At 65.3% G+C, this 25,530-nt stretch carries 22 protein-coding genes, 1 tRNA gene, 1 other RNA gene and 1 pseudogene; 13 read left to right on the top strand and 12 right to left on the bottom strand.

Annotation, left to right across the window (positions count from 1 at the left end):
• Positions 1–81: 81 nt before the first annotated feature.
• A complete protein-coding gene (locus ACSBOB_RS34005) occupies positions 82–2,886 on the bottom strand; it encodes a [protein-PII] uridylyltransferase (protein ID WP_442580395.1) in 2,805 nt (934 codons plus the stop codon).
• Positions 2,887–3,097: 211 nt separating this feature from the next.
• Between ACSBOB_RS34005 and ffs the strand changes: the two genes are divergently transcribed.
• The 4 genes from ffs (at position 3,098) to ACSBOB_RS33985 (ending at position 6,851) form a co-directional block, all read left to right on the top strand.
• Positions 3,098–3,194, top strand: an RNA gene (gene ffs, locus ACSBOB_RS34000) — signal recognition particle sRNA small type.
• Positions 3,195–3,308: 114 nt separating this feature from the next.
• On the top strand, positions 3,309–5,159 hold the full coding sequence (locus ACSBOB_RS33995) for a DNA polymerase III subunit gamma/tau (RefSeq protein WP_442580394.1): 1,851 nt from the start codon (positions 3,309–3,311) through the stop codon (positions 5,157–5,159).
• 12 nt (positions 5,160–5,171) lie between these two features.
• Complete coding sequence (locus ACSBOB_RS33990) at positions 5,172–5,495, top strand: YbaB/EbfC family nucleoid-associated protein (RefSeq protein WP_442580393.1); 324 nt, start codon at positions 5,172–5,174, stop codon at positions 5,493–5,495.
• A gap of 357 nt (positions 5,496–5,852) precedes the next feature.
• Complete coding sequence (locus tag ACSBOB_RS33985) at positions 5,853–6,851, top strand: cell wall hydrolase (RefSeq protein ID WP_442583925.1); 999 nt, start codon at positions 5,853–5,855, stop codon at positions 6,849–6,851.
• A gap of 126 nt (positions 6,852–6,977) precedes the next feature.
• Here the strand turns inward: ACSBOB_RS33985 and ACSBOB_RS33980 are convergent, their stop codons facing one another.
• Positions 6,978–7,601, bottom strand: coding sequence for a hypothetical protein (locus tag ACSBOB_RS33980; protein ID WP_442580392.1), 624 nt, complete (start codon positions 7,599–7,601; stop codon positions 6,978–6,980).
• A 158-nt stretch (positions 7,602–7,759) separates the two neighbouring features.
• Between ACSBOB_RS33980 and recR the strand changes: the two genes are divergently transcribed.
• From recR to ACSBOB_RS33965, 3 genes are read left to right on the top strand one after another with little or no spacing between them, the layout of a single operon-like run.
• Positions 7,760–8,365, top strand: coding sequence for a recombination mediator RecR (recR, locus tag ACSBOB_RS33975; protein ID WP_442580391.1), 606 nt, complete (start codon positions 7,760–7,762; stop codon positions 8,363–8,365).
• Between the two features lie 26 nt (positions 8,366–8,391).
• Positions 8,392–9,648 carry a lytic murein transglycosylase gene (locus ACSBOB_RS33970; RefSeq protein ID WP_442580390.1) on the top strand — a complete coding sequence of 419 codons (1,257 nt, stop codon included), beginning with the start codon at positions 8,392–8,394 and terminating at the stop codon, positions 9,646–9,648.
• Positions 9,645–10,124, top strand: a complete 480-nt coding sequence (locus ACSBOB_RS33965; protein WP_442580389.1) for a GNAT family N-acetyltransferase — start codon at positions 9,645–9,647, stop codon at positions 10,122–10,124. Before ACSBOB_RS33970 ends, ACSBOB_RS33965 begins: the two co-directional genes overlap by 4 nt.
• Before the next feature lie 32 nt (positions 10,125–10,156).
• On the opposite strand, the gene ACSBOB_RS33960 is transcribed toward ACSBOB_RS33965, so the two are convergent.
• The 3 genes from ACSBOB_RS33960 to ACSBOB_RS33950 form a co-directional block, all read right to left on the bottom strand.
• Positions 10,157–11,158: an LLM class flavin-dependent oxidoreductase gene (locus tag ACSBOB_RS33960; protein WP_442580388.1), complete on the bottom strand. Its 1,002-nt coding sequence runs from the start codon at positions 11,156–11,158 to the stop codon at positions 10,157–10,159.
• Between the two features lie 66 nt (positions 11,159–11,224).
• Complete coding sequence (locus ACSBOB_RS33955) at positions 11,225–12,376, bottom strand: AI-2E family transporter (protein ID WP_442580387.1); 1,152 nt, start codon at positions 12,374–12,376, stop codon at positions 11,225–11,227.
• 80 nt (positions 12,377–12,456) lie between these two features.
• A complete protein-coding gene (locus ACSBOB_RS33950) occupies positions 12,457–13,515 on the bottom strand; it encodes an LLM class flavin-dependent oxidoreductase (protein ID WP_442580386.1) in 1,059 nt (352 codons plus the stop codon).
• 217 nt (positions 13,516–13,732) lie between these two features.
• Between ACSBOB_RS33950 and ACSBOB_RS33945 the strand changes: the two genes are divergently transcribed.
• A complete protein-coding gene (locus ACSBOB_RS33945) occupies positions 13,733–14,146 on the top strand; it encodes a DUF6481 family protein (protein WP_442580385.1) in 414 nt (137 codons plus the stop codon).
• Positions 14,147–14,228: 82 nt separating this feature from the next.
• On the opposite strand, the gene sugE is transcribed toward ACSBOB_RS33945, so the two are convergent.
• Positions 14,229–14,543 carry a quaternary ammonium compound efflux SMR transporter SugE gene (gene sugE, locus ACSBOB_RS33940; RefSeq protein ID WP_442580384.1) on the bottom strand — a complete coding sequence of 105 codons (315 nt, stop codon included), beginning with the start codon at positions 14,541–14,543 and terminating at the stop codon, positions 14,229–14,231.
• A gap of 273 nt (positions 14,544–14,816) precedes the next feature.
• Here sugE and fmt point away from each other — a divergent pair, with 273 nt between their 5' ends.
• Both fmt and truA read left to right on the top strand, forming a co-directional pair.
• Positions 14,817–15,752, top strand: coding sequence for a methionyl-tRNA formyltransferase (fmt, locus tag ACSBOB_RS33935; protein ID WP_442580383.1), 936 nt, complete (start codon positions 14,817–14,819; stop codon positions 15,750–15,752).
• A gap of 68 nt (positions 15,753–15,820) precedes the next feature.
• Positions 15,821–16,561, top strand: a pseudogene (truA, locus tag ACSBOB_RS33930) (tRNA pseudouridine(38-40) synthase TruA); the annotation flags it as partial.
• On the opposite strand, the gene ACSBOB_RS33925 reads toward truA, so the two are convergent.
• Both ACSBOB_RS33925 and dapE read right to left on the bottom strand, forming a co-directional pair.
• The gene (locus ACSBOB_RS33925; RefSeq protein WP_442580382.1) at positions 16,540–17,148 is read right to left on the bottom strand and encodes a transporter; all 609 of its coding nucleotides are present in this window, start codon (positions 17,146–17,148) and stop codon (positions 16,540–16,542) included. The pseudogene truA and the gene ACSBOB_RS33925 overlap by 22 nt on opposite strands.
• Before the next feature lie 4 nt (positions 17,149–17,152).
• Positions 17,153–18,340, bottom strand: a complete 1,188-nt coding sequence (gene dapE, locus ACSBOB_RS33920) for a succinyl-diaminopimelate desuccinylase (protein WP_442580381.1) — start codon at positions 18,338–18,340, stop codon at positions 17,153–17,155.
• Positions 18,341–18,675: 335 nt separating this feature from the next.
• On the opposite strand from dapE, the gene ACSBOB_RS33915 reads away from it, so the two are divergent.
• The 3 genes from ACSBOB_RS33915 (at position 18,676) to ACSBOB_RS33905 (ending at position 20,743) form a co-directional block, all read left to right on the top strand.
• The gene (locus ACSBOB_RS33915) at positions 18,676–19,314 is read left to right on the top strand and encodes a DUF6875 domain-containing protein (protein ID WP_442583924.1); all 639 of its coding nucleotides are present in this window, start codon (positions 18,676–18,678) and stop codon (positions 19,312–19,314) included.
• On the top strand, positions 19,311–20,504 hold the full coding sequence (locus tag ACSBOB_RS33910) for a GNAT family N-acetyltransferase (protein WP_442580380.1): 1,194 nt from the start codon (positions 19,311–19,313) through the stop codon (positions 20,502–20,504). Before ACSBOB_RS33915 ends, ACSBOB_RS33910 begins: the two co-directional genes overlap by 4 nt.
• 162 nt (positions 20,505–20,666) lie before the next feature.
• Positions 20,667–20,743, top strand: a tRNA-Arg gene (locus ACSBOB_RS33905).
• Between the two features lie 70 nt (positions 20,744–20,813).
• Here ACSBOB_RS33905 and ACSBOB_RS33900 read toward each other — a convergent pair.
• The 4 genes from ACSBOB_RS33900 to ACSBOB_RS33885 all read right to left on the bottom strand — a co-directional run bounded on the left by ACSBOB_RS33900 (position 20,814) and on the right by ACSBOB_RS33885 (position 25,523).
• Positions 20,814–21,221 (bottom strand): tyrosine-type recombinase/integrase, encoded by a 408-nt coding sequence (locus ACSBOB_RS33900; protein ID WP_442580379.1) that lies wholly within the window; start codon positions 21,219–21,221, stop codon positions 20,814–20,816.
• A gap of 411 nt (positions 21,222–21,632) precedes the next feature.
• Entirely contained in the window at positions 21,633–23,747 is a 2,115-nt protein-coding gene (locus ACSBOB_RS33895; RefSeq protein ID WP_442580378.1) for an acetate--CoA ligase family protein, read from the bottom strand.
• A gap of 10 nt (positions 23,748–23,757) precedes the next feature.
• A complete protein-coding gene (locus ACSBOB_RS33890) occupies positions 23,758–24,570 on the bottom strand; it encodes an enoyl-CoA hydratase/isomerase family protein (RefSeq protein WP_442580377.1) in 813 nt (270 codons plus the stop codon).
• A 32-nt stretch (positions 24,571–24,602) separates the two neighbouring features.
• The gene (locus ACSBOB_RS33885) at positions 24,603–25,523 is read right to left on the bottom strand and encodes a pseudouridine-5'-phosphate glycosidase (RefSeq protein ID WP_442580376.1); all 921 of its coding nucleotides are present in this window, start codon (positions 25,521–25,523) and stop codon (positions 24,603–24,605) included.
• Positions 25,524–25,530 lie beyond the last annotated feature (7 nt).

Below are 25,530 nucleotides of genomic sequence, written 5' to 3'. Positions count from 1 at the left end.
GCACTGCCGTAGCGCCCCCCTCTGGCCGCTTCGCGGCCCTCTCCCCCTCAAAGGGGGAGAGGGCGTCGGCGCTCTCGTCCCTCATTCGGCGGCGGCCCGCTCTGTGGCCTTGCCGTTGCGGGCCGGCTCGCCTTCCAGCGTGGCCGCCAGAGACGTGCGGATCGCTTGCAGGCGCGTCGGATTCTCGATCTTCGCCCCGGTCAGGTCGCTGACGTAGAAAGTATCGATCACCTTTTCGCCGAAGGTGGTGATGTGGGCTGACGCGATGTCGAGCGACAGGTCCGACAGTGTCCCGGTGATCTCCGACAGCAGGCCCGGCCGGTCGAGGCACGAAACCTCGATGACGGAAAGCCGGTTCGACAGTGTGTTGCGGATGTCGACGCGCGGCTCGATGCGGAACGCTTTTGATCCGCGCTTCGGCTTGGCGCGCTTGGCGATGATTTCCGGCAGCCAGCTCTTGCCCGACAGCACGTCCTCGATCAGCCCGCCGACACGCTCGGCGCGGCGCTGCTCGTCCTCGTCGCGGTCGAACTCTCGCGAGATCAGGATGGTGTCGAGCGCCCGTCCGTCGGACGTCGTGAAGATCTGCGCGTCGACGATGTTGGCGCCGGCTGCGGCACAGGCGCCGGCGATCACCGACAGCAGGCGCGGATGGTCCTGGGCCAGGACCGTGATCTCGGTCACCGCCTCGAAGCCATGGGTCTTGACCATGGTCGAAAGCTGCTTGCCGGACTGGTCGGCGGCGCGGATGAATTCGGCATGCCGCACCTGGTCGTCGACGGCGACGGCGAGCAGATAGTTCTCGTAGTGGAGCTTGACCAGCTTGGCCCGCGCTTTCTCGCTCCAGCCAGAGAGCGCCTCGGCCAGCCGGTCGCGCGCCGCCTGGGCCCGCAGCGAGCGCGAGACTTCGGAAAAGCCGCCGGTGAGCAGCAGTTCGGTCTCATAATAGAGGGTGCGCAGCAACTGGCCCTTCCAGCCGTTCCAGACGCCGGGGCCGACACCGCGTATGTCGCAGATGGTGAGGATGAGCAGCAGCTTCAGCCGCTCGACCGACTGCACCACGTCGGCGAAGTCACTGATCGTCTTGCGGTCGTTAAGGTCGCGCGTCTGCGCGGTCATCGACATCAGCAGGTGGTTCTCGACCAGCCAGGCGACCGTCTCGGTGTCTTCCGCCGACAGGCCCATATGCGGACAGATGCGCCGCGCCATTTTCGCGCCCGCCTCAGAGTGGTCCTCCGGCCGGCCTTTGGCGATGTCGTGCAGCAGGACCGCTACATACAGCACCTCGCGCTGGGCGATGAGACCCGGCATCAGCTTGTGCGACAGCGGATGCAGCTTTTCGCCGTCACCACGCTCGATTTCCGAAAGCACGCCGATGCAGCGCAGCAGGTGCTCGTCGACCGTGTAGTGATGATACATGGAGAACTGCATCATCGCGACGATGCGGCCGAATTCCGGGATCAGCTTCCCCAGCAGGCCGGCCTCGTTCATGCGGCGCAAATTGAGCTCGGGATTGCGGTCCGAGGTCAATATGTCGAGGAAGATGCGGTTGGCCTCGGGGTCGCGGCGCAGCCCCTTGCCGACGAGGTCAAGCGAGCGGCGCAAAAGTTTAAGCGCGTCGGGGTGGTATTCCAGCCCGTGCCGGTCGGCGAACCAGAAGAGCCGCAGCAGATTGACCGGGTCGCGTGTGAAAACGTCCGGGTCGGTAACATTGATGCGATGGTTGTCGACGATGAAGTCGCTGGTGCCGGCGAGCTTGCGCTTGCGGCGGGAAAAGCTCTGGAAGATGCGGTTGAAGCCCGGCACGTGCTTCGCCTGCTCCTCCTCCAACGCCGCACAGAAAATGCGCGTCAGGTCGCCGACGTCCTTGGCGATGAGGAAGTAGTGCTTCATGAAGCGCTCGACCGCCGACATGCCGGGATGGCTGGTGTAGCCGAGCCGCTCCGCGATATCGCGCTGGATGTCGAAATGCAGGCGTTCCTCGGCCTTGCCGGTCAGGAAATGCATGTGGCAGCGCACCGCCCACAAAAAGTCCTCGCATTTCAGGAACTGGTTGTATTCGGCGCGGGTGAAGACGCCAGCCTTTACCAGTTCCTCGCCGGAGCGAACGCGATAAAAATACTTGGCGATCCAGAACAGCGTCTGCAGGTCGCGCAACCCGCCCTTGCCGTCTTTGATGTTGGGCTCGACGAGATAACGGCTTTCGCCTGCCTTGGCGTGGCGCTCGTCGCGCTCACCGAGTTTTGCCTGGACATATTCGGGGCCGGTGCCCTTGACCACTTCGCGGTCGAAGCGGGCCAGCATCTCGTCGAACAGCGCCTGCTCGCCCCAGACGAAACGCGCCTCGAGGATAGCGGTGCGGATCGTCGTGTCGGAGCGCGACAGGCGGACGCAATCGTCGATGTTGCGGGTGGCGTGGCCGACCTTCAGGCCGAGGTCCCACAGCATGTAGAGCATGTATTCGACGATCTGCTCGCCCCACGGCGTCTGCTTGTAGGGGAGCAGGAACAGCAGGTCGATGTCGGACCCCGGCGCCAGCGTACCGCGGCCATAGCCTCCGACCGCGACGATCGCCATGCGCTCCGCCGAAGACGGGTTTTTGGCACGATAGACGTGGGTCGCGGCAAAATCGTAGAGGACGCGGATCACCTCGTCCATCAGATGCGACAGCCGCTGCGCGCAGGCCGTGCCGCTGCCGTCCTCCATCAGAAGACGTTCGGCGAGACGTTTTCCCGCCGCGATGCGATCCTTCAGCGCACAAAGCACCAGCCCGCGTACGGCAGCCGTCGAGCCGTCGCCCGAACTGGGCGCGGTCAGCGCGGTGAGGTCGTGGCGAAGCTGGGTGGCGTCGACCAGCTCTTCCAGCTTCAGGGGCACTTTCGTCATCGGGCGGCGTGGTTTCTCGCGGCGGTCGCGGGTCTATAAACTGTTTTGCGACAAGTGGGTATGGCCCGAAAGCGTTGCGAGAGGCTGAAGAAAGCAGGGCGAACGCCGATCAAACAGCGTCTGGTCCATCTTGTTAGCCATCGGGTGTCGCGAAAGGCAAAGGCGCGCACGGCCCTTGCAATCCTGCCTCAAATCCCCGATATGACCCTCGGGAGGTTGGTGGTGGACGCGCCACTCGCCAACCGGGTCAGGTCCGGAAGGAAGCAGCCCTAACGAGCCCGGAACGGGTCATTGTTCCAGCCTCCCACCCTCCTATATGCGTCTGGCTTGGCCGTCATGCCGTTGACGGGGCGATGCGGCGCGGGCGAAACTCGCGCTGAGCGAAACGGCTGCACAGGCGGCCAGCGGAGACCGACCTTCGGATGAGCGACCCCGCACTGGAGCAGACGGGAAAGACCGCCGCCTATCGGGTGCTGGCGCGAAAATACCGTCCCGCCGACTTTTCCGCCCTGATCGGCCAGGAGCCGATGGTCCGCACGCTGACCAATGCATTTTCATCGGGCCGCATCGCCCAGGCGTGGATGCTGACCGGCGTGCGCGGCGTCGGCAAGACCACCACCGCCCGCATCCTGGCCCGCGCGCTCAACTACAAGACCGATTCGGTCGACCAGCCTTCCGTCGATCTCACCATCCCCGGCCAGCACTGCCAGGCGATCATGGAAGGCCGGCATGTCGACGTGATTGAGATGGACGCCGCCTCGCATACCGGCATCGACGACATCCGCGAGATCATCGAGCAGGTGCGCTACGCGCCGGTCTCGGCCCGCTATAAGGTCTACATCATCGACGAGGTGCACATGCTGTCGACGCAGGCCTTCAACGGCCTGCTGAAGACGCTGGAGGAGCCGCCGCCGCACGTCAAATTCATCTTCGCCACCACCGAAATCCGAAAGGTGCCGATCACGGTGCTGTCGCGCTGCCAGCGTTTCGACCTGCGCCGTGTCGGCGCCGAGACACTGGTCGCGCATCTGGGAAAAATCGCAGGGCTCGAGGCGATCGAGGTGGAGGACGCCGCGCTCGCCATGATTGCGCGCGCGGCGGAAGGCTCGGTGCGCGATTCGCTGTCCATCTTCGACCAGGCGATCGCGCACAGTGCCGGCGCGGTGACCGCCGAGACGGTGCGCGGCATGCTCGGCCTCGCCGACCGCGCCCGCGTCATCGACCTGTTCGAGCACGTGATGAAAGGCGACATGCCGTCCGCGCTCGCCGAGTTCCGGGCGCAATACGATACCGGCGCCGACCCGGCGACGGTGCTGACCGACCTCGCCGAGTTCACCCATTTCGTCACGCGGCTGCGTTTCGTGCCGAGTGCGGCGGGCGACGCTTCGCTGACAGAGGACGAGCGCACGCGCGGCGCGGCTTTCGCCGGAACCCTGTCGGTCAAGGTGCTGTCGCGCGCCTGGCAGATGCTGTTGAAGGGAATTCCCGAAGTGCAGTCGTCGAACCGTCCGGTCAGCGCCGCCGAAATGGTGCTGATCCGGCTGGCGCATGCCGCCGACCTGCCGACGCTGGACGAGGCCATGAGACTGCTGGACGGTGCGCAGCCGCCAGTTCCCAATGGTGGTGGATTGCGTCCGCCGACACAAGGTGGCTCGGGGGCACCGGCAATGGCGCGGACCGCGCCAGCGGCGATCTCCGCTGGTCCCCTCGCGCCGGCAAGGATGCTGCAGGGCGGCGGCCCGGTGGCGCGCCTGGTCGAAAGCGAGCCTGCCGCGCGACCGCAGGAGACGGCGCCTGCGGCGGAGGCAAGGGCCGAACCGGTGGCGGACGCCGTGCCGGTGCGCTCGCTGGCCGACATCGTCGGGCTGGCCGACGCCAACCGCGACATGGCCTTCAAGGTGGTGCTGAGGCGCTGTGTCCGCCCGGTCCGCATCGAGCCCGGCCACCTTCAGATCGCATTGACCGCCGACGCGCCGAAAACCTTGCCGACTGATCTCAGCAACAAGCTGAAGGCCTGGACGAAACGCAACTGGCTGGTTTCGCTGTCACGCGAGGAAGGTGGCAGGACGCTGGCCGAGGAAGAGGCGGCGCGGCGCGAGACGGCTTTTTTGGACGCCAGCCAGGATCCGGCCGTGGCGGCGATCCTGGCGCGCTTTCCCGGCGCCAAGGTGATCGACGTCCGCATTCCCGATGCGCAGGACCTGCCGGACGCCGGCGGCGCCGAAGCCGACCTTCCCCTCGACCCGACGGTCGATGACGACGACGAGAACTGAAAGGACCAGACAATGAAAGATCTGCTCGGCCTGATGGGCAAGGCGAAGGAAATGCAGGCGAAATTCCAGGCCATGCAGGACGAGATTGCCGGCATCGAGGCCTCCGGCCAATCCGGCGGCGGCCTCGTTTCGGTGACGCTGACCGGCAAGTTCGACATGAAATCCCTGAAGATCGACCCTTCGCTGTTCAAGGAGGACGAGGTCGAGATTTTGGAAGACCTGATCCTTGCGGCCCACAACGACGCCAAGGCCAAGGTGGAAGCGGTGATGAAGGACAAGACGTCGGCGCTGACCGCCGGCCTGCCGCTGCCTCCCGGCTTCAAGCTGCCGTTCTGATCGCTGGAATCACCCCGCGATTCGACCGATTCGTGCAGGAATCCAGCAGGTGCCGGCCATTGTGACGTGATGAGCCGGATTTCCGGCATTTGTGGTTAATTTTATTTAAATTGCTGAATTGAAAGGAGAAAACTGGTCGCCGAATCGGCCTTGCGACGCTGCATCAAGCCACCGATCACGAATTGGAAACGCAAAAGTCATCATTTCGCCCGAAAATTGCACAGTGTTGCCATTCGTACACACAGCCGCCGGAGCGATGATGAGGGCATATCCGTGAGCGCGCGAAAGCGCGTGTCGGCCGTTCTGGTGGCCGCAATCCTTCCCCTGCTGATCTCGGCCTGCAGCCAGACGGGCGATCTGGCCGGCGGCGTGAGATCGATGGTGATGCCGGGCAATTCCCACGGCTACTCGTCCCGCGAGAAGGAATGCCTGATGCGGGCGATGTTCTTCGAGAGCAACCGCTCCAGCCGCGACGGGCTGGTCGCCGTCGGCACCGTGGTGATGAACCGCGTGCGCTCCGGTAAATATGGCAATACGATCTGCGAAGTGGTGGGCCAGCCGCGCCAGTTCGCTCCGGGCGTCATGACCCGCAAGATGAACTCGACGGCGTTGCCCGATGTGGAAGCCGCAGCCGACGCAGTGCTGAAGGGCGAGAGGCACCCGAAGGTGAAGAACGCCATGTTCTTTCACACGGCGGGCCTGAGATTCCCCTATAAGAACATGCATTACACCGTGGTGGCAGGTGGCAACGCTTTCTACGAGAAGCGCGGCCGCAAGGGCGAACCGGTTGTGCTGCCACCGGAGCGCACACCGGTGCAGCCCGTGGTGATGGTGGCGCAGGCCGACATCAAGCCGGTTACCGTCACCCGGTCCGCCGCCACCGCGCGCGCGACGGCGATGACGAGTTCGCGCGACGATGGTTCGCAGGTCGCCATGGCCCGCCCGGCGCCGAGAGCCGTGGCCGTACAGGCGCCGGCCGCGATGCAGCCGGCCGAATCCAGTGTGCCGGCCTCCCAGCCAGATACTGGACAGCCCGCCGCGGTCGCCATGGCGATCGACGGGCCGTCGCCTTCGGGGCGGACTGCAAAGGCGGCGCCGTTCCCCGACGCGCCCGCACAAGGCGATCCGGTGCTGCCGGCGGTGACGGAAGCCGTGCCGACGCAGGACGCGAAAGCCGTCCAAGCGGCGCGCGCCGATGGCTGGACGACCGGTGCTCCGGCGCTGGCCGCCGCAGGAGCGGCAATGCCGGAACCGGAAACGCCGACGGCCGTGTCCTTCGACGTCGATCCCGATGACGCCGACGCCATCGGCGCGATGATCTCCAGCCAGGACCGGCCGGCGATGAGCTTCAACTGAGGCGGCCGGCGCCCGCGTAAAATCCCGTCGCAGCCCTATGCCTGTCGGCTTTTGGACGGCGTTGCCCGGCAGAGGTGTCGCTTGACACGACCCCGCGCCGCCGTCTCGACACCGCGGTGAAAGGCTTCACCCCTCGACATATTTCCGGCGTGCCCGATCCTGCTCCAGTTTCATGAGCAGCAGCACGAATTTCTTGTTGTAGGTGGTGTCGTAGCGCTCGGATATGTCGAGGCATGCCTTCTTGTACCAGTCGGGGTGGCAGGTCTTCTGGATGATGTCCTTGTTTAATTCGGTCTGGAGGTTCTTCGCCAGCTTGAACCAGAAATACAGGTCGTCGGTCAGCATGTATTTGCGGATGATCCGGAAGCTCCTTTTCGCCACCACCCGGCCCTGCGAGATGATGTTGAGGTGGCTGATGTGGATGAAGCGCGCGCCCCAATAGAGCTTCTCCCACTCTTCCGGGCTTTGTTCCTTTTCCTGCCTCAGTTCCCGCATCCGGTCATCCTCGAGGTCGAGGAACACGTTGATCGCGATGCGCCTGTATGGATCGTCGGCGATCGCCTTGTTGTGCTCCATGATGCGCGCATACATGTTGATGATGTTGTTGTGGTAGGCCTGCCGGCGCGACACGAAGAGCAACAGCACCGCCACGCAAAGGCTGAGCGAAAGCACGAAGGCCGTGATCAGCGAGGCGTAACCGACGCTGTTGCTGATCGCGGATGCAAGACTGTCCCGGATGAATGACAGCATGAAAATTCCCCTTAAGGTTGATAAAATCATCTTAATACAACTTTTAAGGGCGGCACAATAGGAATTATATCATATCTTGTCTGTTGGCGGCACCAAGGAAAATGGGGGTGCGGGCCTTCAGCATTCGCAGGCCCGGGGAGTTGTTATATGGGTGCTGCATGTCCAAGCGAATCGCCGGTCCCGAGATCGAACGCCTGATCCAGCTCCTTGCGAAGGTGCCGGGGCTCGGGCCGCGCTCGGCGCGCCGCGCAGCCCTGCACATGATCAAGAAGAAGGAGCAATTGCTCGGCCCGCTTGCCGGGGCGATGAGCGAGGCGGCGGAGAAGGTGCGCATCTGCTCGACCTGCGGCAATGTCGACACCATCGACCCCTGCATGATCTGCTCCGATCCGCGCCGCGACGGCGCCACCATCGTGGTGGTCGAGGACGTGTCGGACCTGTGGGCACTGGAACGGGCGGCGGCGCTCAATGCGAAATACCATGTGCTGGGCGGCACGCTGTCGCCGCTCGACGGTATCGGTCCCGACCAGCTCAACATCAAGGGGCTGGTATCGCGCGTTGCCGAGGGCGGCGTGTCGGAGATCATCCTGGCGGTGAACGCTACGGTCGAGGGCCAGACCACGGCACACTACCTCACCGACCAGCTTTCCGGCTTCGGTGTGAAGGTGACGCGGCTGGCGCATGGGGTGCCTGTCGGCGGCGAACTCGACTACCTTGATGAAGGGACGCTTGCCGCGGCGTTGAAATCGCGGACCGTGTTTTGACATGAATGGGCTGTAGGCGGTTTCGGATGATCCTTATCCTTCATCGGCTAGCCAGAACGTTTTTCCCTGCATTCGCGGTCCTCGCGGTTTGCTTGTGTGTCGCTCCCGCTTCCGCCGCGAAGATCGACGACCAGTTCCGCGCCTGGCTGGAAACCGACCTCTGGCCCGACGCCAAGGCGCAAGGCGTATCGAAACAGACGTTCGACGCGGCGTTCAGCGGCATAAAACCCAACCTGAAACTCCCCGACCTCGTCATTCCGGGCGAAAAGGCGAAAACGCCGAAGAAGCAGCATCAGGCCGAATTCGGGTCGCCCGGAAACTATTTCGCCGAGAAGACCATCGGCGCAATGACGGCCGGCGGACGCGCGAGGGCCGGCAAATATGCCAAGACGCTTGCGGCGATCGAAAAGAAATACGGCGTGCCGGGCGAGGTGGTGCTTGCCATCTGGGGCCGTGAATCCGGTTTCGGCGCGGCGAAGATGCCATACGATGCCTTCGAGGTGCTCGGCACCAAAGCCTTCATGGCGACGCGAAAGGATATGTTCCGCAAGGAGGTGTTGGCGGCGCTTGTGATCGTCGAGCGCGGGCTGGCTTCGCGCGATGCCATGAAATCCTCATGGGCCGGCGCCCTCGGTCAGCCGCAATTCCTGCCGACCTCCTTCCTCGACCATGCGGTCGATTTCGACGGCGACGGCCGCGCCGACATCTGGAATTCCGTGCCGGACACGCTGGCCTCGATCGCCAACTACCTCGTCCACTACGGCTGGGTGAAGGGCCGCGACTGGGGTTTTGAGGTCACCGTGCCCGACGGCGTATCCTGTTCGCTGGAAGGGCCGGACCGGGGCAGGAAGATCGGCGACTGGGCAACGGCTGGAATCAAGCGCACGATTGGCAAGCCATTCCCGGCGGGCGAATTGCGCGCCGAGGGTTTTCTGCTGATGCCCGCCGGGCGCAGCGGCCCGGCGTTCATCGTCACCGCGAATTTCTACGTCCTCAAGGAATACAACGAGAGCGACCTCTATGCGCTGTTCATCGGCCACGGTGCCGACCGCATTGCTGGCGGTGACAGAATTTTTGCCGGCCGATGGGGCAAGGTCGGCGGCCTCTACCGGTCCGACATCGCCGGCTTGCAGAAGGCGCTGGAAGCCAAGGGTTACGATGTCGGCGGCGCAGACGGCCTGCCCGGCTTCAAGACGAGGCGGTCGATAGGCGACTGGCAGGCGAAGAGCGGCCATGACGCGACATGCTTTCCGGACCAGGAACTCGTCGAGGTACTGCGGTGATCGAACGGCGCGCGTGGCGCATGCGCAAACTGCTGGACGGCGACCAGCCGGCGCCGCGCTGGCCCACCGGCTTCCACATTCGTACGCTGAAAACGGACGATGACGCGAAAGCCGTGCACGCACTGCTGATCCGGGCCTATGAAGGCGATGAGGACATCTTTCCCTCCTTCGAGGACTGGTGGGACCGGTTCTCCGGCGACCCCGAATTCGACGGCGATCTGTGCTTCCTGGCCTTCGAGGCCCAAGGCGGGCTGGCCGGAGTGGCCCTATGCTGGACCAGCGCCTTCCTGAAAGACCTCGCGGTGCGCGCCGACATGCGAAGGCGCGGACTGGGTGAGGCCCTTTTGCTTCACGTCCTGTCGATCTTCCGCGCACGCGGCGCGACACATATCGACCTCAAGGTCGAGCTCGACAACACCATAGGTCTCCGGCTCTATCAGCGCTGCGGCATGGTGCGCGTGCCATGGGATGGGTGAGCGCTCCGCGATTTGGGTGCGTCCGTCCAGTCTCAAGCAGCCTTGGCAAGCTCCTGGTGCACGCTCGCCAAAATCTCGAACGAACGCTTTCGCGCCGCGTGGTCGAAGATCTGCGCCGTCACCATCAATTCGTCGGCGCCGGTGCGGCGGATGAAGGCCTCGAGCCCTCGGCGCACGGTCTCCGGCCCGCCGACAATGGCGCAGGACAGCGCCTGCAGCAGCATGGCCCTGGCCATGCCATCGAGGTCTTCGAAATAATTCTCGACCGGCGGAGGCAGTTTTCCCGGCCGGCCGGAGCGCAGATTTACGAAGGCCTGCTGCAGCGAGGAAAAAAGCAGTTTTGCCTCGGCGTCGGTCTCGGCGGCGACGACATTGAGGCCAAGCATCAGACGTGGCTTCGCCAAGTGTTCCGAAGGCTGGAACTGCGTCCGGTATATGTTGATCGCACTCTCCATCTCGGCCGGCGCGAAATGTGAGGCGAAGGCATAGGGCAGGCCGAGTATGGCGGCGAGCTGCGCGCCATAGGTACTGGAGCCCAGGATCCACACCTTCACGTCCTCGCCTTCTCCCGGCACGGCACGCACATGCTGCGTCGGCTGCGCTGGCCCAAAATAGGCCATCAGCTCGACGACGTCGTTCGGGAACCCGTCGACGCCGGCCTCAAGATTGCGGCGCAGGGCGCGCGCCGTCGCCATGTCCGTGCCCGGCGCGCGGCCGAGGCCGAGGTCGATGCGGCCGGGAAACAGCGCCGACAGCGTGCCGAACTGCTCGGCGATCACCAGCGGCGCATGGTTGGGCAGCATGATGCCGCCGGCGCCGACGCGGATCGTCTTCGTACCTGCCGCGACATGGCCGATCACGACCGCGGTCGCAGCGCTGGCGATGCCCGGCATGTTGTGGTGCTCGGCCAGCCAGTAGCGCTTGTACTCCAGCGCCTCGGCGTGGCGGGCGAGGTCCAGCGTGTTGGCAAGCGATTGCGAGACGCCGCTGCCTTCCGGCACGGGCGACAGGTCGAGGACGGAAAGCTCGGTCATGACGGGAATCCGGTCTTGGGGACACCGGATATAGGCATGCGCCGGGCGCGTGCAAAGGCCGTCGACCTATCTGTCGACCGTGGCCGGAGCGGCCTCCTCCTCCGGCACCTCGATGGTCTGCTGCGCGGCCAGAAAATTGCCGACATGGCGCAGGCTGTCGAAATGGTCGCAGAAGACTTTTATCACGACGAGGATCGGCACGGCGATCAACGCCCCGACGAAACCCCACAGCCAGGACCAGAAGGCGACGGCGATGAAGATTGCAACCGCGTTGATCTCCAGCCGCCGGCCGACCACCAGCGGCGTGACCACCTGGCCCTCGATGACGTTGCAGATCACCACGAAGGACGGTGCGATCAGCGCGTAGGAGAGACTGTCGAAGGTGATGATCGAGATGGCCGCGACCAGCAGGATGGTGGTTGCCGCGCCGATATAGGGCAGGAAATTCAGCAGCATCGCGGCCACGCCCCAGACCAGCGGCGTCGGCATGCCGACGGCCCACATGCCCAGGCCGACGGCGAAGCCCAGGCCGGCATTGATCAGCGTGACGGTGAGCAGGTAGCGCGAGATTTCGCGCTCGACGTCGTAGACGACACGCAGCGCCCGTTTCTTCTCGCTCATGCGGGTGAAGGACTGGATGATCTTCTCGTAGAACATCGTGCCGGACGCCAGCAGGAACAGCGACAACACGAAGGTGATGGCGATCGTCGTGCCGCCCGAGAGAAGATTGCCCGCCGCCTGTGAGACGATTCCGGGCTGCGCCACGACGACCTTCTGCAGTCCCGGCTCCTGCGTCGTCTCCGCCGCGCGGTCGACCTGGTTGAGGATTTCCAGCAGCCTTTCGAATGGATGCCGCAGTTCTGTCAGGCGCTCGCTGAGCTTGCGGCCGATCGCCGGCCAGTCATTGGCGAGCGCGATCACCGGGCCGCTCATGAAATAGCCGATTGCAGCGACGACCGCGACCGTCAGGAACACCAGCATGGTGGCCGAGACGAATTCCGGCACGCCGTGACGGCGCAGCAGGCGGACGATAGGCGTCAGCATCAGCGCCAGCATGAAGGCGAGGATGACCGGCATGAAGAAATCGCGGGCGAAATACAGCGCATAGACCAGCGCGAACAGGAAGATGCCGATCAGCAGCGAGCGCATCAGCCGGGTGTCGGAAGCTGCACGCGCCATGTCCGGCGCCTCGCTGCCGGAAGAAACTTGATCTGACATATGAGCCCCCAGGACGCGCGCGCAAACGAGATGCGCGCCGCGCTCCGCTCAACGCGGCGAGGCGATCCAGGTTCCGATGCTTAGCCGGTGGCATCCCAAAGCGCTGGGCTCGCGGCCGTCTCCCGGCGAACGAGCGGTGCGACCCTGGTACCGTATAGCTCGATCGCCTTCATGAGCTTGTCGTGCGGCATCAGGCCGATTGCCATCTGCAGCAGGAAGCGGTCGTTGCCGAAGATCTTGTGCATGGCGACGATCTTCTCCGCCACGGCTTCCGGATCGCCGACGAACAACGCGCCGTCCGGCCCACGCGAGGCGTCGAATTGCGCACGATTGGTCGGCCCCCAGCCGCGCTCGCGGCCGATGCGGTTCATCACCTCGGCCTGCGGGCCGTAGAAATCGTCGGCGGCCTGGTTCGTCGTCTCACCGACGAAGCCATGCACGTTGATGCTGGTGGCCAGCGTCTTCGGATCCTGTTTTGCTTGCGCGGCGGCGCGGCGGTAGAGTGCGAACAGCGGCGCGAAACGCGCCGGCTCGCCGCCGATGATGGCAAGCGCCAGCGGCAGGCCGAGCACGCCGGCGCGAGCCACCGAGTTGGGTGTGCCGCCCACCGCGATCCACACCGGCAGCTTCTGCTGGTGGGGACGCGGATAGACGCCGCGATCGTTGATCGGCGCGCGCAGCCGGCCCGACCAGGTGACCGTCTCGCTGTCGCGCAGCTTCAGCAGCAGGTCGAGCTTTTCCGCGAACAACTCGTCATAGTCGCCGAGGTCGTAGCCGAACAGCGGGAAGGATTCGATGAAGGAGCCGCGCCCCGCCATGATCTCGGCGCGGCCACCGGAGATGAGGTCAAGCGTCGAGAACTGCTGGAAGACGCGGACCGGATCGTCGGAGGACAGCACGCTGACCGCGCTGGTGAGCCGTATTCGCCTGGTCCGCTCTGCTGCTGCCGCAAGGGCTACGGCCGGGGCCGAAGCGAGATAGTCGGGCCGATGATGTTCGCCCAGTCCGAAAACGTCGAGGCCCACCTGGTCGGCAAGTTCGATCTCCTCGATCAGATTGCGCATGCGCTGATGCGGCGAGATTTTTCGCGTCGCCGAATTGGGATCGAGGTCGGCGAAGGTGTAAAGGCCGAGTTCCATGGCTTCAGACTTCCGGTGCGGAGAACTTCTCCTCACTTAAGGACCGGGCCGTCCAGGCACCAGTCTCGCCCTCGTGAACAGTGCATTCGCTTAAACAACCGTTTCGCCACGGCAACACTGCGGAAATTCATACGTGGCATACGCAATTGGCGCTTGATCTCGCCACAATCGTGCGTATGTAAGCGGCGCATATCGACTGACATTTCGAAGGCGACACTTGGCACTCTACAGGGAAAAAGACATCTTCGAACGCCGCGGCGCGGCGAACGAGGCGAAGAGAGCATTGCTCGACCGTTTCAAGGCGCGTCCTGCGGAAGACGATCCGCAGGTGCTGGCCCGCAGGGCTGAACGGCAGGCGATCATCGAGGCTCGCGAGAAGCGGGCGATCGAGAAGGAAAAGCAGCGCAAGGAGCAAGAAGCGCTCGAGGCTGCCGAACGGGCACTCCGCGAGGCCGCAGAGGCGGAGCAGCGCAGGATCGAGGAAGAGCGGCTTGCCGCAGAAGCCAAGATCCGCGAGCAGCAGGAAATCGAGCGCATTGCGCTTGAGCTCTCCGAAGAGGCAGAGCGCAAGGCGAAGCGCGATGCGCGCTACGCTGCCCGCAAGCAGCGCAAGCGCGGCGGCCGCAGCTAATACCAGCAGCCCTCGAGGCTTCCAGCACTTGAAGAGCCGGAGCGTGGTTGCGCCCCGGCTTTTTGTGCCGGTGTTGCCGCGTTCACGCCACCAGCTTGAGCCCGACGATGCCGGCGACGATCAATCCGATGCAGGCGAGCCGCATCGCCGTTGCCGGTTCGCCGAGCAGCCATATGCCGAGCATCGCGGTACCAACCGTGCCGATGCCGGTCCAAACCGCATAGGCGGTGCCGACCGGCAGCGTCTTCAGCGCCAAGCCGAGCAGCCCGAGACTGACGATCATGCTCGCCGCCGTCAGCAAGGACGGCGTCAGGCGGGTGAATCCGTCGGTGTATTTCAGGCCGATCGCCCAGCCGATCTCGAACAGGCCGGCGAAGAACAGCAGAACCCATGCCATGGGAAAACTCCTTATGGCGGGCCGTCCCGACCGATTTTGTCTGGAAGCGCAGGGCCGTCCCTGCACTGATCCATATAGGGCCTGGCGACACGGCGCACAATGTCGGCAATGCATAGCTGATGGGCACCGGCGGCAAGGCCGCGACTTTGACGGACTTGACCTCAAGCCCGTAAACCCGTTTGAAGCAGTGGCCAGACGGATCGCAGCCGCAACCGTCGCGCAAGAAGCACCCGGCGATCGATTTCCAGAGGCCGCCGGCAACGCGGGAACCGCATGACGCTCCGCATCATCTTCATGGGGACGCCGGATTTTTCGGTGCCGACGCTGAAGGCCTTGGCCGAGGCAGGCCACGAAATCCTTGCGGTCTACACCCAGCCGCCGCGCCCCGCCGGCCGGCGCGGGCTCGACCTGACGCCGTCGCCCGTGCAGCGCGAGGCTGAGCGGCTGGGGATCGAAGTGCGCTGTCCGGTCTCGTTGAAGCAGCCGGCCGAGCAAGAGGCCTTCGCGGCGCTGGGGGCGGATGTCGCCGTCGTCGTCGCCTATGGGCTGCTGTTGCCGCGCCCGGTCCTGGAGGCGCCGAGGCTGGGCTGTTTCAACGGCCATGCCTCGCTGCTGCCGCGCTGGCGGGGTGCGGCACCGATCCATCGCGCCATCATGGCCGGCGACGAGACGACCGGCGTGATGGTGATGAAGATGGAGGAAGGACTGGACACCGGGCCGGTGGCCGCCTCGACGCGGGTGCCGATCGGCCCGGACATGACGACGGGTGAGTTGCACGACCGGCTGAGTGAGCGCGGCGCCGTGCTGATGGCGGAGGCCATGGCCGAGCTGGAGCGCGGCTGGCTGGTGCTGACGCCGCAGTCGGACGCCGGAATCATCTATGCGAAGAAGATCGACAAGGCGGAAACGCGCATCGACTGGTCGCTGCCGGCCGAGGAGGTGCATAACCGCATACGTGGGCTGTCGCCCTTTCCCGGCGCATGGTGCGAGTTCACGGCCGGCGCGAAGACGGAACGGCTGAAACTGCTGCGCTCGAAAGTTTCCGAAGGCGCAGGCGCGCCGGGCACGATGCTCGACGACAGGCTGACGGTGGCGTGCGGCAGCGGCGCGGTGCGGCTCGTCGAGGTCCAGCGCGCCGGCGGACGCGCCGTCGAGGCCCAGGAGTTCCTGCGCGGTGCGAAACTGGCGGCCGGAGACAGGCTGTCATGAGCGGTGTGACGAATTGGCGAGGGCAGGCAGGGATCGGCCGTGCCGCTGTCCTTGCGGATCTGTAAGCGATGCCGCGCTACCGCCTCGACATCGAATATGACGGGACGCCCTATGCCGGCTGGCAGCGGCAGGACGGACCGCATTCCGTGCAGGCGGCGATCGAGCAGGCGATCCGGAAATTCTGCGGCGACGTCGTCAGCCTGCGCGCCGCGGGGCGCACCGACGCCGGCGTGCACGCCACCGCCCAGGTCGCCCATGCCGACCTGACCAAGGACTGGCCCGTCGACACGGTGCGCGACGCGATCAACGCGCACCTTCATAGCGCCGGCGAGACAGTGGTCATTCTTGCCGCCTCGGTCGCGGACGCCGATTTCGACGCACGGTTTTCCGCGACCGGCCGGCGTTACCTCTACCGCATCCTCAACCGTCGCGCCCCGGCGGCGCTCGAAAAGGGCCGCGCCTGGTGGGTGCCGAAGCGGCTCGACGCGCAAGCGATGCAAGCCGCCGCGCAAAGACTGGTCGGGCTGCACGACTTCACCACTTTCCGCTCCGTGCAATGCCAGGCTGACAGTCCGGTGCGCACGCTGGATCGGCTGGATGTTCGCCGCGACGGCGAGATCATCGAGGTTCGGGCCGCCGCCCGGTCCTTCCTGCACAACCAGGTGCGCTCGATGGTCGGCTCGCTGAAGCGCGTCGGCGAGGGTGGATGGACAGCCGACGACCTTGCCGCCGCGCTCGCCGCCCGCGACCGCGCCGCTTGCGGCCAGGTGGCGCCAGCGGACGGGCTCTACCTGGTCGGCGTCGAATATGCTGCGGACAGGCCCAGCACGCTCTCAAGGCCGAACAGCGCGACCAGCGACGCGACGAGCATGGCCGCGAAAACGGCCGTCGCGACCGCCGCCCCGCGGCCGATGACGGCGTTCGTGAGCCGCCAGGTCAAGGCGAAGGTCAGGCCATAATACAGATAGGCCAGCAGCACGAAAACATCGTCCGAAACCGGCAGCACCAAGGTCGCAAGGACGAACGGGACGGCCATCCATGCAATAATGACGGAACCCCAATTGGAGGCGACGACGTAGGCGGCGAAGCGGTCGCCAAGTCCCGCCGTCCGCGCGACAAGAGCAAATCCAAGCAGTGGCAGCAGCCAGATGCCCAAATCCCGCGCCGCCAGGCGCAGGATGACACCGGCGTGTGAGATGCCGCCGATGTCCGCGGCCAACTGGTCCGCGGAGGCGGCCCAGCCGAGAATCATGGCCGGCAGCGCCACCAGGATGGAGAAAAACGAATTCCAGAAACCGTCGGCGCTGAGATCGAGCAGGCGCAGGCCGTCGGACTTGCCCATCAGCAGGCGCCAGGCGCCGGTCAGGCTGCGTTGTATCTCCTCGGCCGGAAGCATTTTTTCATCCGAACCAGTCTTGCAGGAAGCGTTCGTAGATCTGCGTCAGCGTCTCCAGGTCGGACAGCGCCACGCGCTCGTCCACCATGTGCATGGTCTTGCCGACGAGCCCGAACTCCACCACCGGGCAGAAATCCTTGATGAAGCGCGCGTCGGAGGTTCCGCCGGAGGTCGACAGCGCCGGCGTCCTGCCGGTCACCGCTCCGATAGATGCCGACAGCGTGCCGACGAGCTTGTCGTCACGGGTGAGGAAGACATGGCTCGGGCGATCGCGCCAGACGAGTTCGAAATCGATGCGCTGCTTGCGGCCTGCACGATATTTCCTGCGCCCGGCGGCGCGGTCGAGGCGATTGTGGATCTCGGCCTGCACCGTCTCCGCCGTCCAGGTGTCGTTGAAGCGGATGTTGAAGACCGCGGTCGCCCTGGCCGGGATGACATTGGAGGCCGGGTTGCCGACGTCGATGGTGGTGACCTCGAGGTTGGTCGGCTGGAAATCCTTCGTCCCCTTGTCGAACACCGGAACCAGCAGCGCGTCCACCAGCGACATCAGTCCGCGTACCGGATTGTCGGCGAGGTGCGGATAGGCAACGTGGCCCTGCCGGCCGTTGACGGTTATGATGCCGGACAGCGAGCCGCGCCGGCCGATCTTGATCATGTCGCCCAGCGAATCAGGATTGGTCGGCTCGCCGACGATCGCCGCGTCCCAGGTCTCGCCGCGCGCCGCCGCCCAGTCGAGCAGTTTTGTCGTGCCGTTGATCGACGGGCCTTCTTCGTCGCCGGTGATCAGCAACGACACCGAACCGCGCGGGGCGCGGCCCGCGGCGACGACACGCGCCACCGCGGCGACGAAGCAGGCGATGCCGCCCTTCATGTCGACCGCGCCACGTCCGTACATCTCCCCGTTGCGTATCTCCGCGCCGAAGGGCGGCAGCGTCCAGGCCGCTTCATCCCCCACCGGCACGACGTCGGTGTGGCCGGCAAACATCAGATGCGGTCCGTTGCCCGACAGCCTTGCGTAGAGGTTCTCTACGTCCGGCGTGCCGTCCTCCGAGAAGGTCGGCCGGTCGATGGCGAAACCCATCGGCTGGAGCATCACCTCCAGCGCCGAGAGCGCACCGCCCTCGGCCGGCGTCACGGAAGGGCAGCGGATCAGCTGCGCGAGATTTTCGGCGGGATCGGTCGGCAGTGTCATGCGGCACAAATTATCATGTTGTCAGGCGAAAGGAGTCAGTGCGGCTTCGCCATGCGCAAGTCAACGAAAAGCAAGGGCATTTTGCGGCGAGGTCCGATCGATGGCCCGCTCTGGACCTGCCGGCGTTCTGTCCTTTCGCCGTTTTCACGAGCGCGATAACGGGCGACGCCCCCCGGCATTCCATGCAGCATGGCTTCGATCGCGGCATCGGCCCTTGCCGTTAAACCAACCGGAAACCATAAATACGCAAGGCGCGTCCGCCGTCCGGCGGTTCAATCATTCGGCAAGCGACAAGCGCTAGCGTTCTGTGCACCTTCGGAGAAAGAGTGGACGCCATGCTTGACAAGGTTGAAAGACCATCTGTCGGCACGCCTTTGCTGACCATGGACGAAGCGCGCCTCCGCGAGCCCGGCAACGGCGCGCTGGCGATGCTGCGCGGCTGGGTCGAGTCCTACCTGATGCGCAGCCATGCTGATCTCGGGCGCACCGGCGCCGTCTGTCCCTTCACCAAGCAGGCGGCGAAACTCGACCTGGTGCGCCTCGCCATCTGCGACGCAGGCCCGGACGGTGAGGAAGATGCCTTCAGGATCATCCGCAACGGTTTTGCCGACCTCGAAGCCATCCCGTGCAAACCTTCCCTGCGGCATTTCCGGACCGTCATCGTCGGGTTTCCCAATTGCGGGTCGCCGGAGGGCATCGACATGCTGCAGCGCGTGCAGCGCCGGCACAAATTCTATTCGCTCGCCCGCTTCCGCATGATCGGCTTCATGCATGCGGCCAACGACGCGCCGGGGCTGTGGAATCCCGACTTCCGGCCACTGCGCGCGCCGTTGCCGGTGCTCGCCATCCGCCATCTGGTCGAGCAGGACGCGCCCTTCGCGGCTCGCCACCCGCTGCTGCTCGCGCCCTATCTGCTGCGCTTCCCGATCGCCGGGCCGAAGCGGCTTCTCGCTTACATGCGCGGCGGCGGGTGAGCGGACTTGGCCTGCCGGCGATGGGATTGGCGACGGCAGATGGCGCACGACCGCCCGGCCGCGCCATGAGCGTTGAGCATGGTATCGAGATCGTTTCCGCGCTCGACGCCTTCGAGGCGCTGCGACCGGAATGGGACGCGCTGTTCGACCGCGCCGCGATGCCGCAGCAACTGTTCCAGAGCCATTCCTTCCTTTCGCACTGGGCAAGGCACTATCTCGACCGGTCGATGACGCTGCACATCGTCACAGGACGGCAGGACGGCCGGCTGGTCATGATCTGGCCGCTGGTCAGGCAGCGGCGTCTGGGCTTTACCTTGCTGCAATTCATGGGCAGCCCGGTGGCGCAGTTCGGCGACATCCTGCTGGATTCCGGGACCGATGCCGAAGCCCTGGTCGATGCCGGATGGGCCGCCGTCGAAGGCTCCGGCGCCGACCTGTTCCTGGCCCAAAAAGTCCGCGCCGATTCCGCCTTTTTCCGCCTGCCGAGCGTGCGCCAGCCGGTTGCCGTCGAATGCCAGCAGGCGCCGTTTGCCGATCTCGCGGTGCGCGTCTGCGGCGACGGGCCGGGCAGCGCCTATTCGCCGCGCGACCGCTCCAGCCATCGCCGCCGGCTGAGACGTCTTGCGGAGCATGGCGCCCTGGCGTTCCGCGCCTTCATGCCTGGCGCCGAGGCAGCGAAGCTGGCGCAGCAGGCAATCGCCTTCAAGCTCGGCCAGCTGGAACGCGGCGCGATCCTGTCGACGACCTTGGCCGATCCCCGCTTCGCGGCCTTCTTCCAGGACTGCGCCGCCGATCCCGCCTCGGCGCTGCGCATCTCGACGCTGGAGCGCGCCGGCCGGCCGATCGGCATCGACCTGTCTTTCGACTGCAAGGGCAAGAGTTTCGGCCATGTCATCGCCAGCGATCCAGACTGCGAGCGCGAGGGCATCGGCGGCGTCCTCATCCATCACGTCTTCGCCGCCGCCAAGGCCCGCGGTTCATCGGCCTTCGACATGATGGCACCCGCCGACCCCTACAAGCTACGCCATGCCGACGGACAGACCGGCGTCGGCAACCAGGCCTTTGCCTTCACGCTCGCCGGTCGGATCTACTGCGACGCCGTCCTGAAACATGTGCGGCCTTGGGCGAAGGGCATGGTGAAGAAGCTGCCGGCGGGGCTGCTGCGGCGTTTTGCGCGGACGGCGCGCTGACGAGGATACCGTCGCGACGCACTGCGCAGAGCCGTCGCGCAGACTTGTTCGCGGTCGGCTCACGCCGGTGCGGGTGACGACATCCTTTCCGCCATCGGTCACGATCCGCTTGGCTTGCGCGCGCTCATTGCGCTAGATGATCGCGACGCCCCACCGGGCGCAGCGCCCGTAGCTCAACTGGATAGAGCACCGGACTTCGAATCCGTAGGTTGCAGGTTCAAATCCTGCCGGGCGCGCCATCGATCCATATTGTTTTCATTCATCTTTTCGGCGTTTCGCATGGCGTCCACTTTCACGGATTGACGTTTTTCAGACGGGTTTGGCGGTTTTTGTTCGACGCCTGTTCACTTCGTTGAAGTCGGTCACCACGCCCGTCATCTTTTTCGGTCTGTTTGGGCGCTTGGCGTAGTGCCGCGCCATCTCGATTGTCTTCGGGCCGAGCATGTCGGCAATGGTGCGCTCGTCGCGCCCCCTCTCGGCAAGGATCGTCGCAACAGTGCGCCTCAGCCCCTTCAGGGCAGCCCTCGGCGCACCGCGCCCGGACTTCTCCAACCGCGTGCGGATCGGCCGCCAGGAGGTGCGGAAGCCAGTCAGCGTCCACGGCTTGCCGTAGCTATTGGCGCATAGCGTTATCACGTCATGCTTCGGGAGCGACCGCAAGCGCGTCAACGACGGGAGCCGGCGGCGGCTGTAGGCGGTATGGACGAGCGCGTGCATCAGGAAGCCTTGGGTATCAACGAGAGTGAGGCGTCGAACCTCGTGTGTTCAGCCAGTGTGATGTCATCCAATAGCTGAATGACCATCTCGCACATACTGCGGCTCGTGGCGTCATCTCCGCGTAGATAAAGATGGGCTCGATCAAGGTGTACACGCGCGGCAGCAAAATCAAACATCATAGGCCACTCCTTATTGCCGCCCGCAACCATTATCTGTCGATTTTACAAAATCGACCGTGGTCAAAACCTCACTATCCATAGACGGATTTGCTTCAAATCGTGAGCGTCAAGCTGGCCGCCGTTTCAAGGGTTCTTGAGTTTTCGCGGCGCCTGAATGCTTGCCAACGAACGCTCTGATTCTGGAAATAGCCCAGGGCGGAATCATGAATCGTAAGTGACGGTCGTCCGGACTTCAGGCGCGCGGGATAACAAGCGCATCGAGGATGCGCACGCCCTCGCCCAAAGGCAGCACGGCGACCGGATTCAGGTCGATCGCCTCGAGCCGGCCGCCATAGGCGGAGGCGAGATTGGACAGCGCCACCATCGTGGCGGCGAGCGCCTCGACATCGGCTTCCGGCGCGCCGCGATAGCCCGCGAGCAGCCGGCCAAGCCTGGTGCGGGCGATCATGTCCATGGCAAGCGCCCGGTCGACCGGAAGCAGCTCGAAAACAGTGTCCGCGACCAGTTCCACCAGCACGCCCCCGACCCCGACGACCATGCCAAGGCCGAACGGCTCGTGCCGGACAAGACCGAGCAGCGCCTCCACGCCGCCGGTTACCATCTCCTGCACGACCACGCCGTGAAGCCTCGCCTCCGGCGCGAATTCGCGGGCGTTGCGCATGATCTCCTCGAAGGCCGAGCGGGCACCGTCCTCCGACCGGATGCCGAGCCGGACGCCGCCGGCCTCCGTCTTGTGCGGCAAGTCTGTCGATTCGATCTTCATCACCACGGGAAAGCCGATGGATTTTGCCGCTTCGGCCGCCGCCTCTGCCGTGGTCGCCAGCACTTCGCGTGTCACCGTCATGCCGTTCGCCGCGCAGAACGCCTTGGCGTCTCGCTCGGTCAGTCTCTGGCCGCTGCCCAGGATCGCAGTCCAGCGCGGCTCCGCAACGTGCCGGTCGGCATGGCGCAGCGCGCGGCGCTCCGGCGGTGCGAGCAGAGCGCGAACAGCGCCCAGGCTGGCTCGGGTTCCGTTGAGCACGATGGCGCCTTCGGCCGCCGCCCGCACCGCCGGATGATGACCGGCCGACAGATTGCTCATCAAAACGGTCGGCAGGTTGGCCGTGCTAGCAAAGCTGGCGACCGCGCCGGCGATACCGACATATTCGGCGGCCGTCGCCTCGTCGAGGCAGGGCGGAGCGTCTTGCGCCGCCACGATGACACCGACCGACGGATCGGCCGCGACCGTTTCGAGCACCCGCGTATAGATCGAGGCATCGGCGAAGACCACGCCGGTCGTATCAAGCGGGTTCTGCGGCGAGGCGAAGGGCGGCAGGAGCGTCTTCAGTGCGCTGACCGTGTCCGGCGCAAAGGCGGAAAGCTCGAGGTCCGTCTCGTCTGCCAGGTCGGCGACATGCGCCACCCCGCCGCCGCTGACGCCGATCACGGCCACGCCCATGCGCGACGGCCGCGCCTTGACGCTGCCGAGCAATGCCGCCGTTTCGACAAAGCCGTCCATGTCGCCCACTTCGACCACGCCGGTGCGGCGGAAGAACGAGGCATAGGCTTCGTTGCTACCCGCAAGCGCGCCCGTATGCGCGGCCGTGGCGCGCTGCCCGCCGGCCGAGCGCCCGGCGCGAAGCGCTATTACCGTCTTGCCAGTCGCGTGAACGCCCTCCATTGCCGCGGCGAAGGCCTGCGGATCGCGGACCACCTCAACGACGATGCCGATCACTCTGGTCGCGTCGTCCTGAGCCAGCCAGCCGATATAGTCGGGCAGGTCGGTGGCCACGCTGTTGCCGGAGGAGATGATGTGGGAAAGGCCGAGGCGGCCGGTATTGCCGAGCGCGATCGCGCTCGCGCCCGAATGCGACACCAGCGCCAGGGCGCCCTGTTTCAGGTTCCCGGACAGCGTCGAGGCATAGAGCGCCGCGCCGCTGTGGAGGTTGAACAGTCCTAGGCAGTTCGGCCCGCAGATGGCCATCCCGTTCTGCTCGGCTATGGCGACGAGTTCCGCCTGGCGGCTGCGGCCCTCTTCGTCGGTCTCGGCGAAGCCGGACGCGAGCACGACGGCAGCCTTGATTCCCGCCTCGGCGGCCTCCCGCAGCGCCGCATTGACGCGATCGGCGGCAATGCCGATGACCGCCACGTCGGGAACCTCGTCGAGAGCCGCCAGCGAGGTAGCCGCCGGATGGCCGAAGATCTTGCCTCCCCTTGGGTTCACCGGCAGGATTCGACCGGCGAAGTGCTGCGCCATCAGGTTGCGGATGACGAAGCCGGAAGAGGCGTCGGCGCGCTCGGTCGCGCCGACGATGGCCACCGAACGCGGCGCGATCAGCGCCGTCATGGCCGCGTGCGAGGCCGGCATCGCGAAAGCCCTAGATATCCAGGCCCTTGAACGGGCTGTCGCGGTAGTCGAGATATTCCTTGAGGCCCATTTTGGCGAGGTTGGCCATCCATTCGCGGCCCTGTTTGGTCACATGCAGGGCGGCGATCGCCTCGATATTGTACTGGAAGGACGGCATGAGGCCGGCGACGATCTGCTGGTTGTTGACCGAGGCCTTGGTGTATTTCAGCGCCGGCACCGGCATGCGGGCGAGCTTGCGGGCGAGCTTGTCGGTCGCGTCCTTCAACTCGGCGGCGGGCACCACCTTGTTGATCAGGTGCATGCGCAGTGCCTCCTGCGCGTCGACGAGATCGCCGGTATACATCAGCCAGCGCACGTCGCGCGTCGCCAGCAGCCACGGCATCATCAGCGCCGGCGGACCTGAATTGTGCCGCACCTCCGGCTCGCCGAACTTCGCCGTATCGGCGGAGATGGCAAGGTCGCAGCACATCATGAGTTCCAGCGCGCCGGCCAGCGCATAGCCGTTCACCGAAGCGATGACCGGGATCGGCGCCTTCCAGATGTTGAGCAGCGCCGTGGCGTTCTCGCTCATGTCCTCGCGCCAGAAATCGATGTCGACGTCGAAATCCCCGCCCTGCAGGTCGTAGCCCGAGGAGAAGGCGCGGCCCGCGCCGGTGATCACCAGCGCGTTCACGTCGGGATCGGCAACCGCCGCGGCCAGCGCGGCGTCGATCTCGCGGATCACCGTCTTGTTCATCGCATTGAGCTTGTCCGGACGATTGATGGTGATCGTCGCGAATTTGTCCTGCCCGTCCTTGTCGTAGAGGATGGTTTCGTAGCTCATGCGGCGCTCCTTGATCCGAAGGATTGGTTGGTTCAGGCGGACTTCTTCAGCCGCGCATGCGCGACGGCCACTTTAGCCGCCAGCGCGGCATTGTTTTTCACCAGCGCGATGTTGGCGGTGAGGCTCTTGCCGCCTGAAAGCTCGTTGATGCGCGCGAGAAGGAACGGCGTCACCTCCTTGCGCTGGATGCCGCGGCTTTCGGCCACGGCGTCGGCGATGGTGCCGTCGATGAAATCCGGCGAAAGCGCATCCGCCTCCGGGATCGGATTGGCGATCAGGATGCCGGTGCCCGAGCCCAGCACCTCATGCGCGATCATCGCCATGGCGATGTCTTCCGGCGTGTCGAGGCGATGATCGGCCTTCTCGCCGCTCTGGCGCGTGAAGAAGGCGGGGAAGTCGTCGCTGCCATAGGCGATGATCGGCACGCGCTGCGTCTCGAGAAATTCCAGCGTCTTCGGAATATCGAGGATCGACTTCACGCCGGCGCAGACGACGGTCGTGCCCGTGTGGCCGAGTTCGGTGAGGTCAGCCGAGATGTCAAAACTCTGTTCGGCGCCGCGATGCACGCCGCCGACGCCGCCCGTGGCGAAGATTCTGATACCCGCCAGTTCGGCGATGCGCATGGTGGCCGACACGGTCGTGCCGGCGGAGCCCTTGCGCACCATCACGGCGGCAAGATCGCGGCTCGATGCCTTGACGACATCTTTTGCCTGCGCCAGCGCCTCAAGTTGCGCGTCGGTCAGGCCGACATGGATCGCGCCGCCGATCACCGCGATGGTGGCGGGTGTCGCGCCATTGTCGCGCACCACTTGCTCGACGGCCCGCGCGGTCTCCAGATTGGCCGGATAGGGCATGCCGTGCGTGATGATGGTCGATTCCAGCGCGACGATCGCGTCGCCGGCGGCGAGCGCGGCCGCTACGTCGGCGCTGAGCTTCAGGTCGGGTTTTGTCATTTGAACC

Source organism: Mesorhizobium sp. KACC 23794 (genome assembly GCF_052180275.1).
GTDB lineage: Bacteria > Pseudomonadota > Alphaproteobacteria > Rhizobiales > Rhizobiaceae > Kumtagia.
The sequence above is the reverse complement of the archived record's forward strand: the minus strand, read 5'-3'. Positions and strand labels throughout refer to the sequence as shown.

Excerpts from the sequence above, each read along its gene's own strand:
- ACSBOB_RS33990 (WP_442580393.1), top strand. The coding sequence starts at position 5,172 with ATGAAAGATCTGCTCGGCCTGATGGGCAAGGCGAAGGAAATGCAGGCG.
- ACSBOB_RS33915 (WP_442583924.1), top strand. The coding sequence starts at position 18,676 with ATGCTTGACAAGGTTGAAAGACCATCTGTCGGCACGCCTTTGCTGACC.
- ACSBOB_RS33950 (WP_442580386.1), bottom strand. The coding sequence starts at position 13,515 with ATGGAACTCGGCCTTTACACCTTCGCCGACCTCGATCCCAATTCGGCG.
- ACSBOB_RS34005 (WP_442580395.1), bottom strand. The coding sequence starts at position 2,886 with ATGACGAAAGTGCCCCTGAAGCTGGAAGAGCTGGTCGACGCCACCCAG.
- ACSBOB_RS33980 (WP_442580392.1), bottom strand. The coding sequence starts at position 7,601 with ATGCTGTCATTCATCCGGGACAGTCTTGCATCCGCGATCAGCAACAGC.
- ACSBOB_RS33885 (WP_442580376.1), bottom strand. The coding sequence starts at position 25,523 with ATGACAAAACCCGACCTGAAGCTCAGCGCCGACGTAGCGGCCGCGCTC.
- ACSBOB_RS33895 (WP_442580378.1), bottom strand. The coding sequence starts at position 23,747 with ATGCCGGCCTCGCACGCGGCCATGACGGCGCTGATCGCGCCGCGTTCG.
- ACSBOB_RS33925 (WP_442580382.1), bottom strand. The coding sequence starts at position 17,148 with ATGCTTCCGGCCGAGGAGATACAACGCAGCCTGACCGGCGCCTGGCGC.
- ACSBOB_RS33995 (WP_442580394.1), top strand. The coding sequence starts at position 3,309 with ATGAGCGACCCCGCACTGGAGCAGACGGGAAAGACCGCCGCCTATCGG.
- ACSBOB_RS33890 (WP_442580377.1), bottom strand. The coding sequence starts at position 24,570 with ATGAGCTACGAAACCATCCTCTACGACAAGGACGGGCAGGACAAATTC.
- ACSBOB_RS33955 (WP_442580387.1), bottom strand. The coding sequence starts at position 12,376 with ATGTCAGATCAAGTTTCTTCCGGCAGCGAGGCGCCGGACATGGCGCGT.
- recR (WP_442580391.1), top strand. The coding sequence starts at position 7,760 with ATGTCCAAGCGAATCGCCGGTCCCGAGATCGAACGCCTGATCCAGCTC.
- sugE (WP_442580384.1), bottom strand. The coding sequence starts at position 14,543 with ATGGCATGGGTTCTGCTGTTCTTCGCCGGCCTGTTCGAGATCGGCTGG.
- fmt (WP_442580383.1), top strand. The coding sequence starts at position 14,817 with ATGACGCTCCGCATCATCTTCATGGGGACGCCGGATTTTTCGGTGCCG.
- dapE (WP_442580381.1), bottom strand. The coding sequence starts at position 18,340 with ATGACACTGCCGACCGATCCCGCCGAAAATCTCGCGCAGCTGATCCGC.
- ACSBOB_RS33970 (WP_442580390.1), top strand. The coding sequence starts at position 8,392 with ATGATCCTTATCCTTCATCGGCTAGCCAGAACGTTTTTCCCTGCATTC.
- ACSBOB_RS33960 (WP_442580388.1), bottom strand. The coding sequence starts at position 11,158 with ATGACCGAGCTTTCCGTCCTCGACCTGTCGCCCGTGCCGGAAGGCAGC.
- ACSBOB_RS33900 (WP_442580379.1), bottom strand. The coding sequence starts at position 21,221 with ATGCACGCGCTCGTCCATACCGCCTACAGCCGCCGCCGGCTCCCGTCG.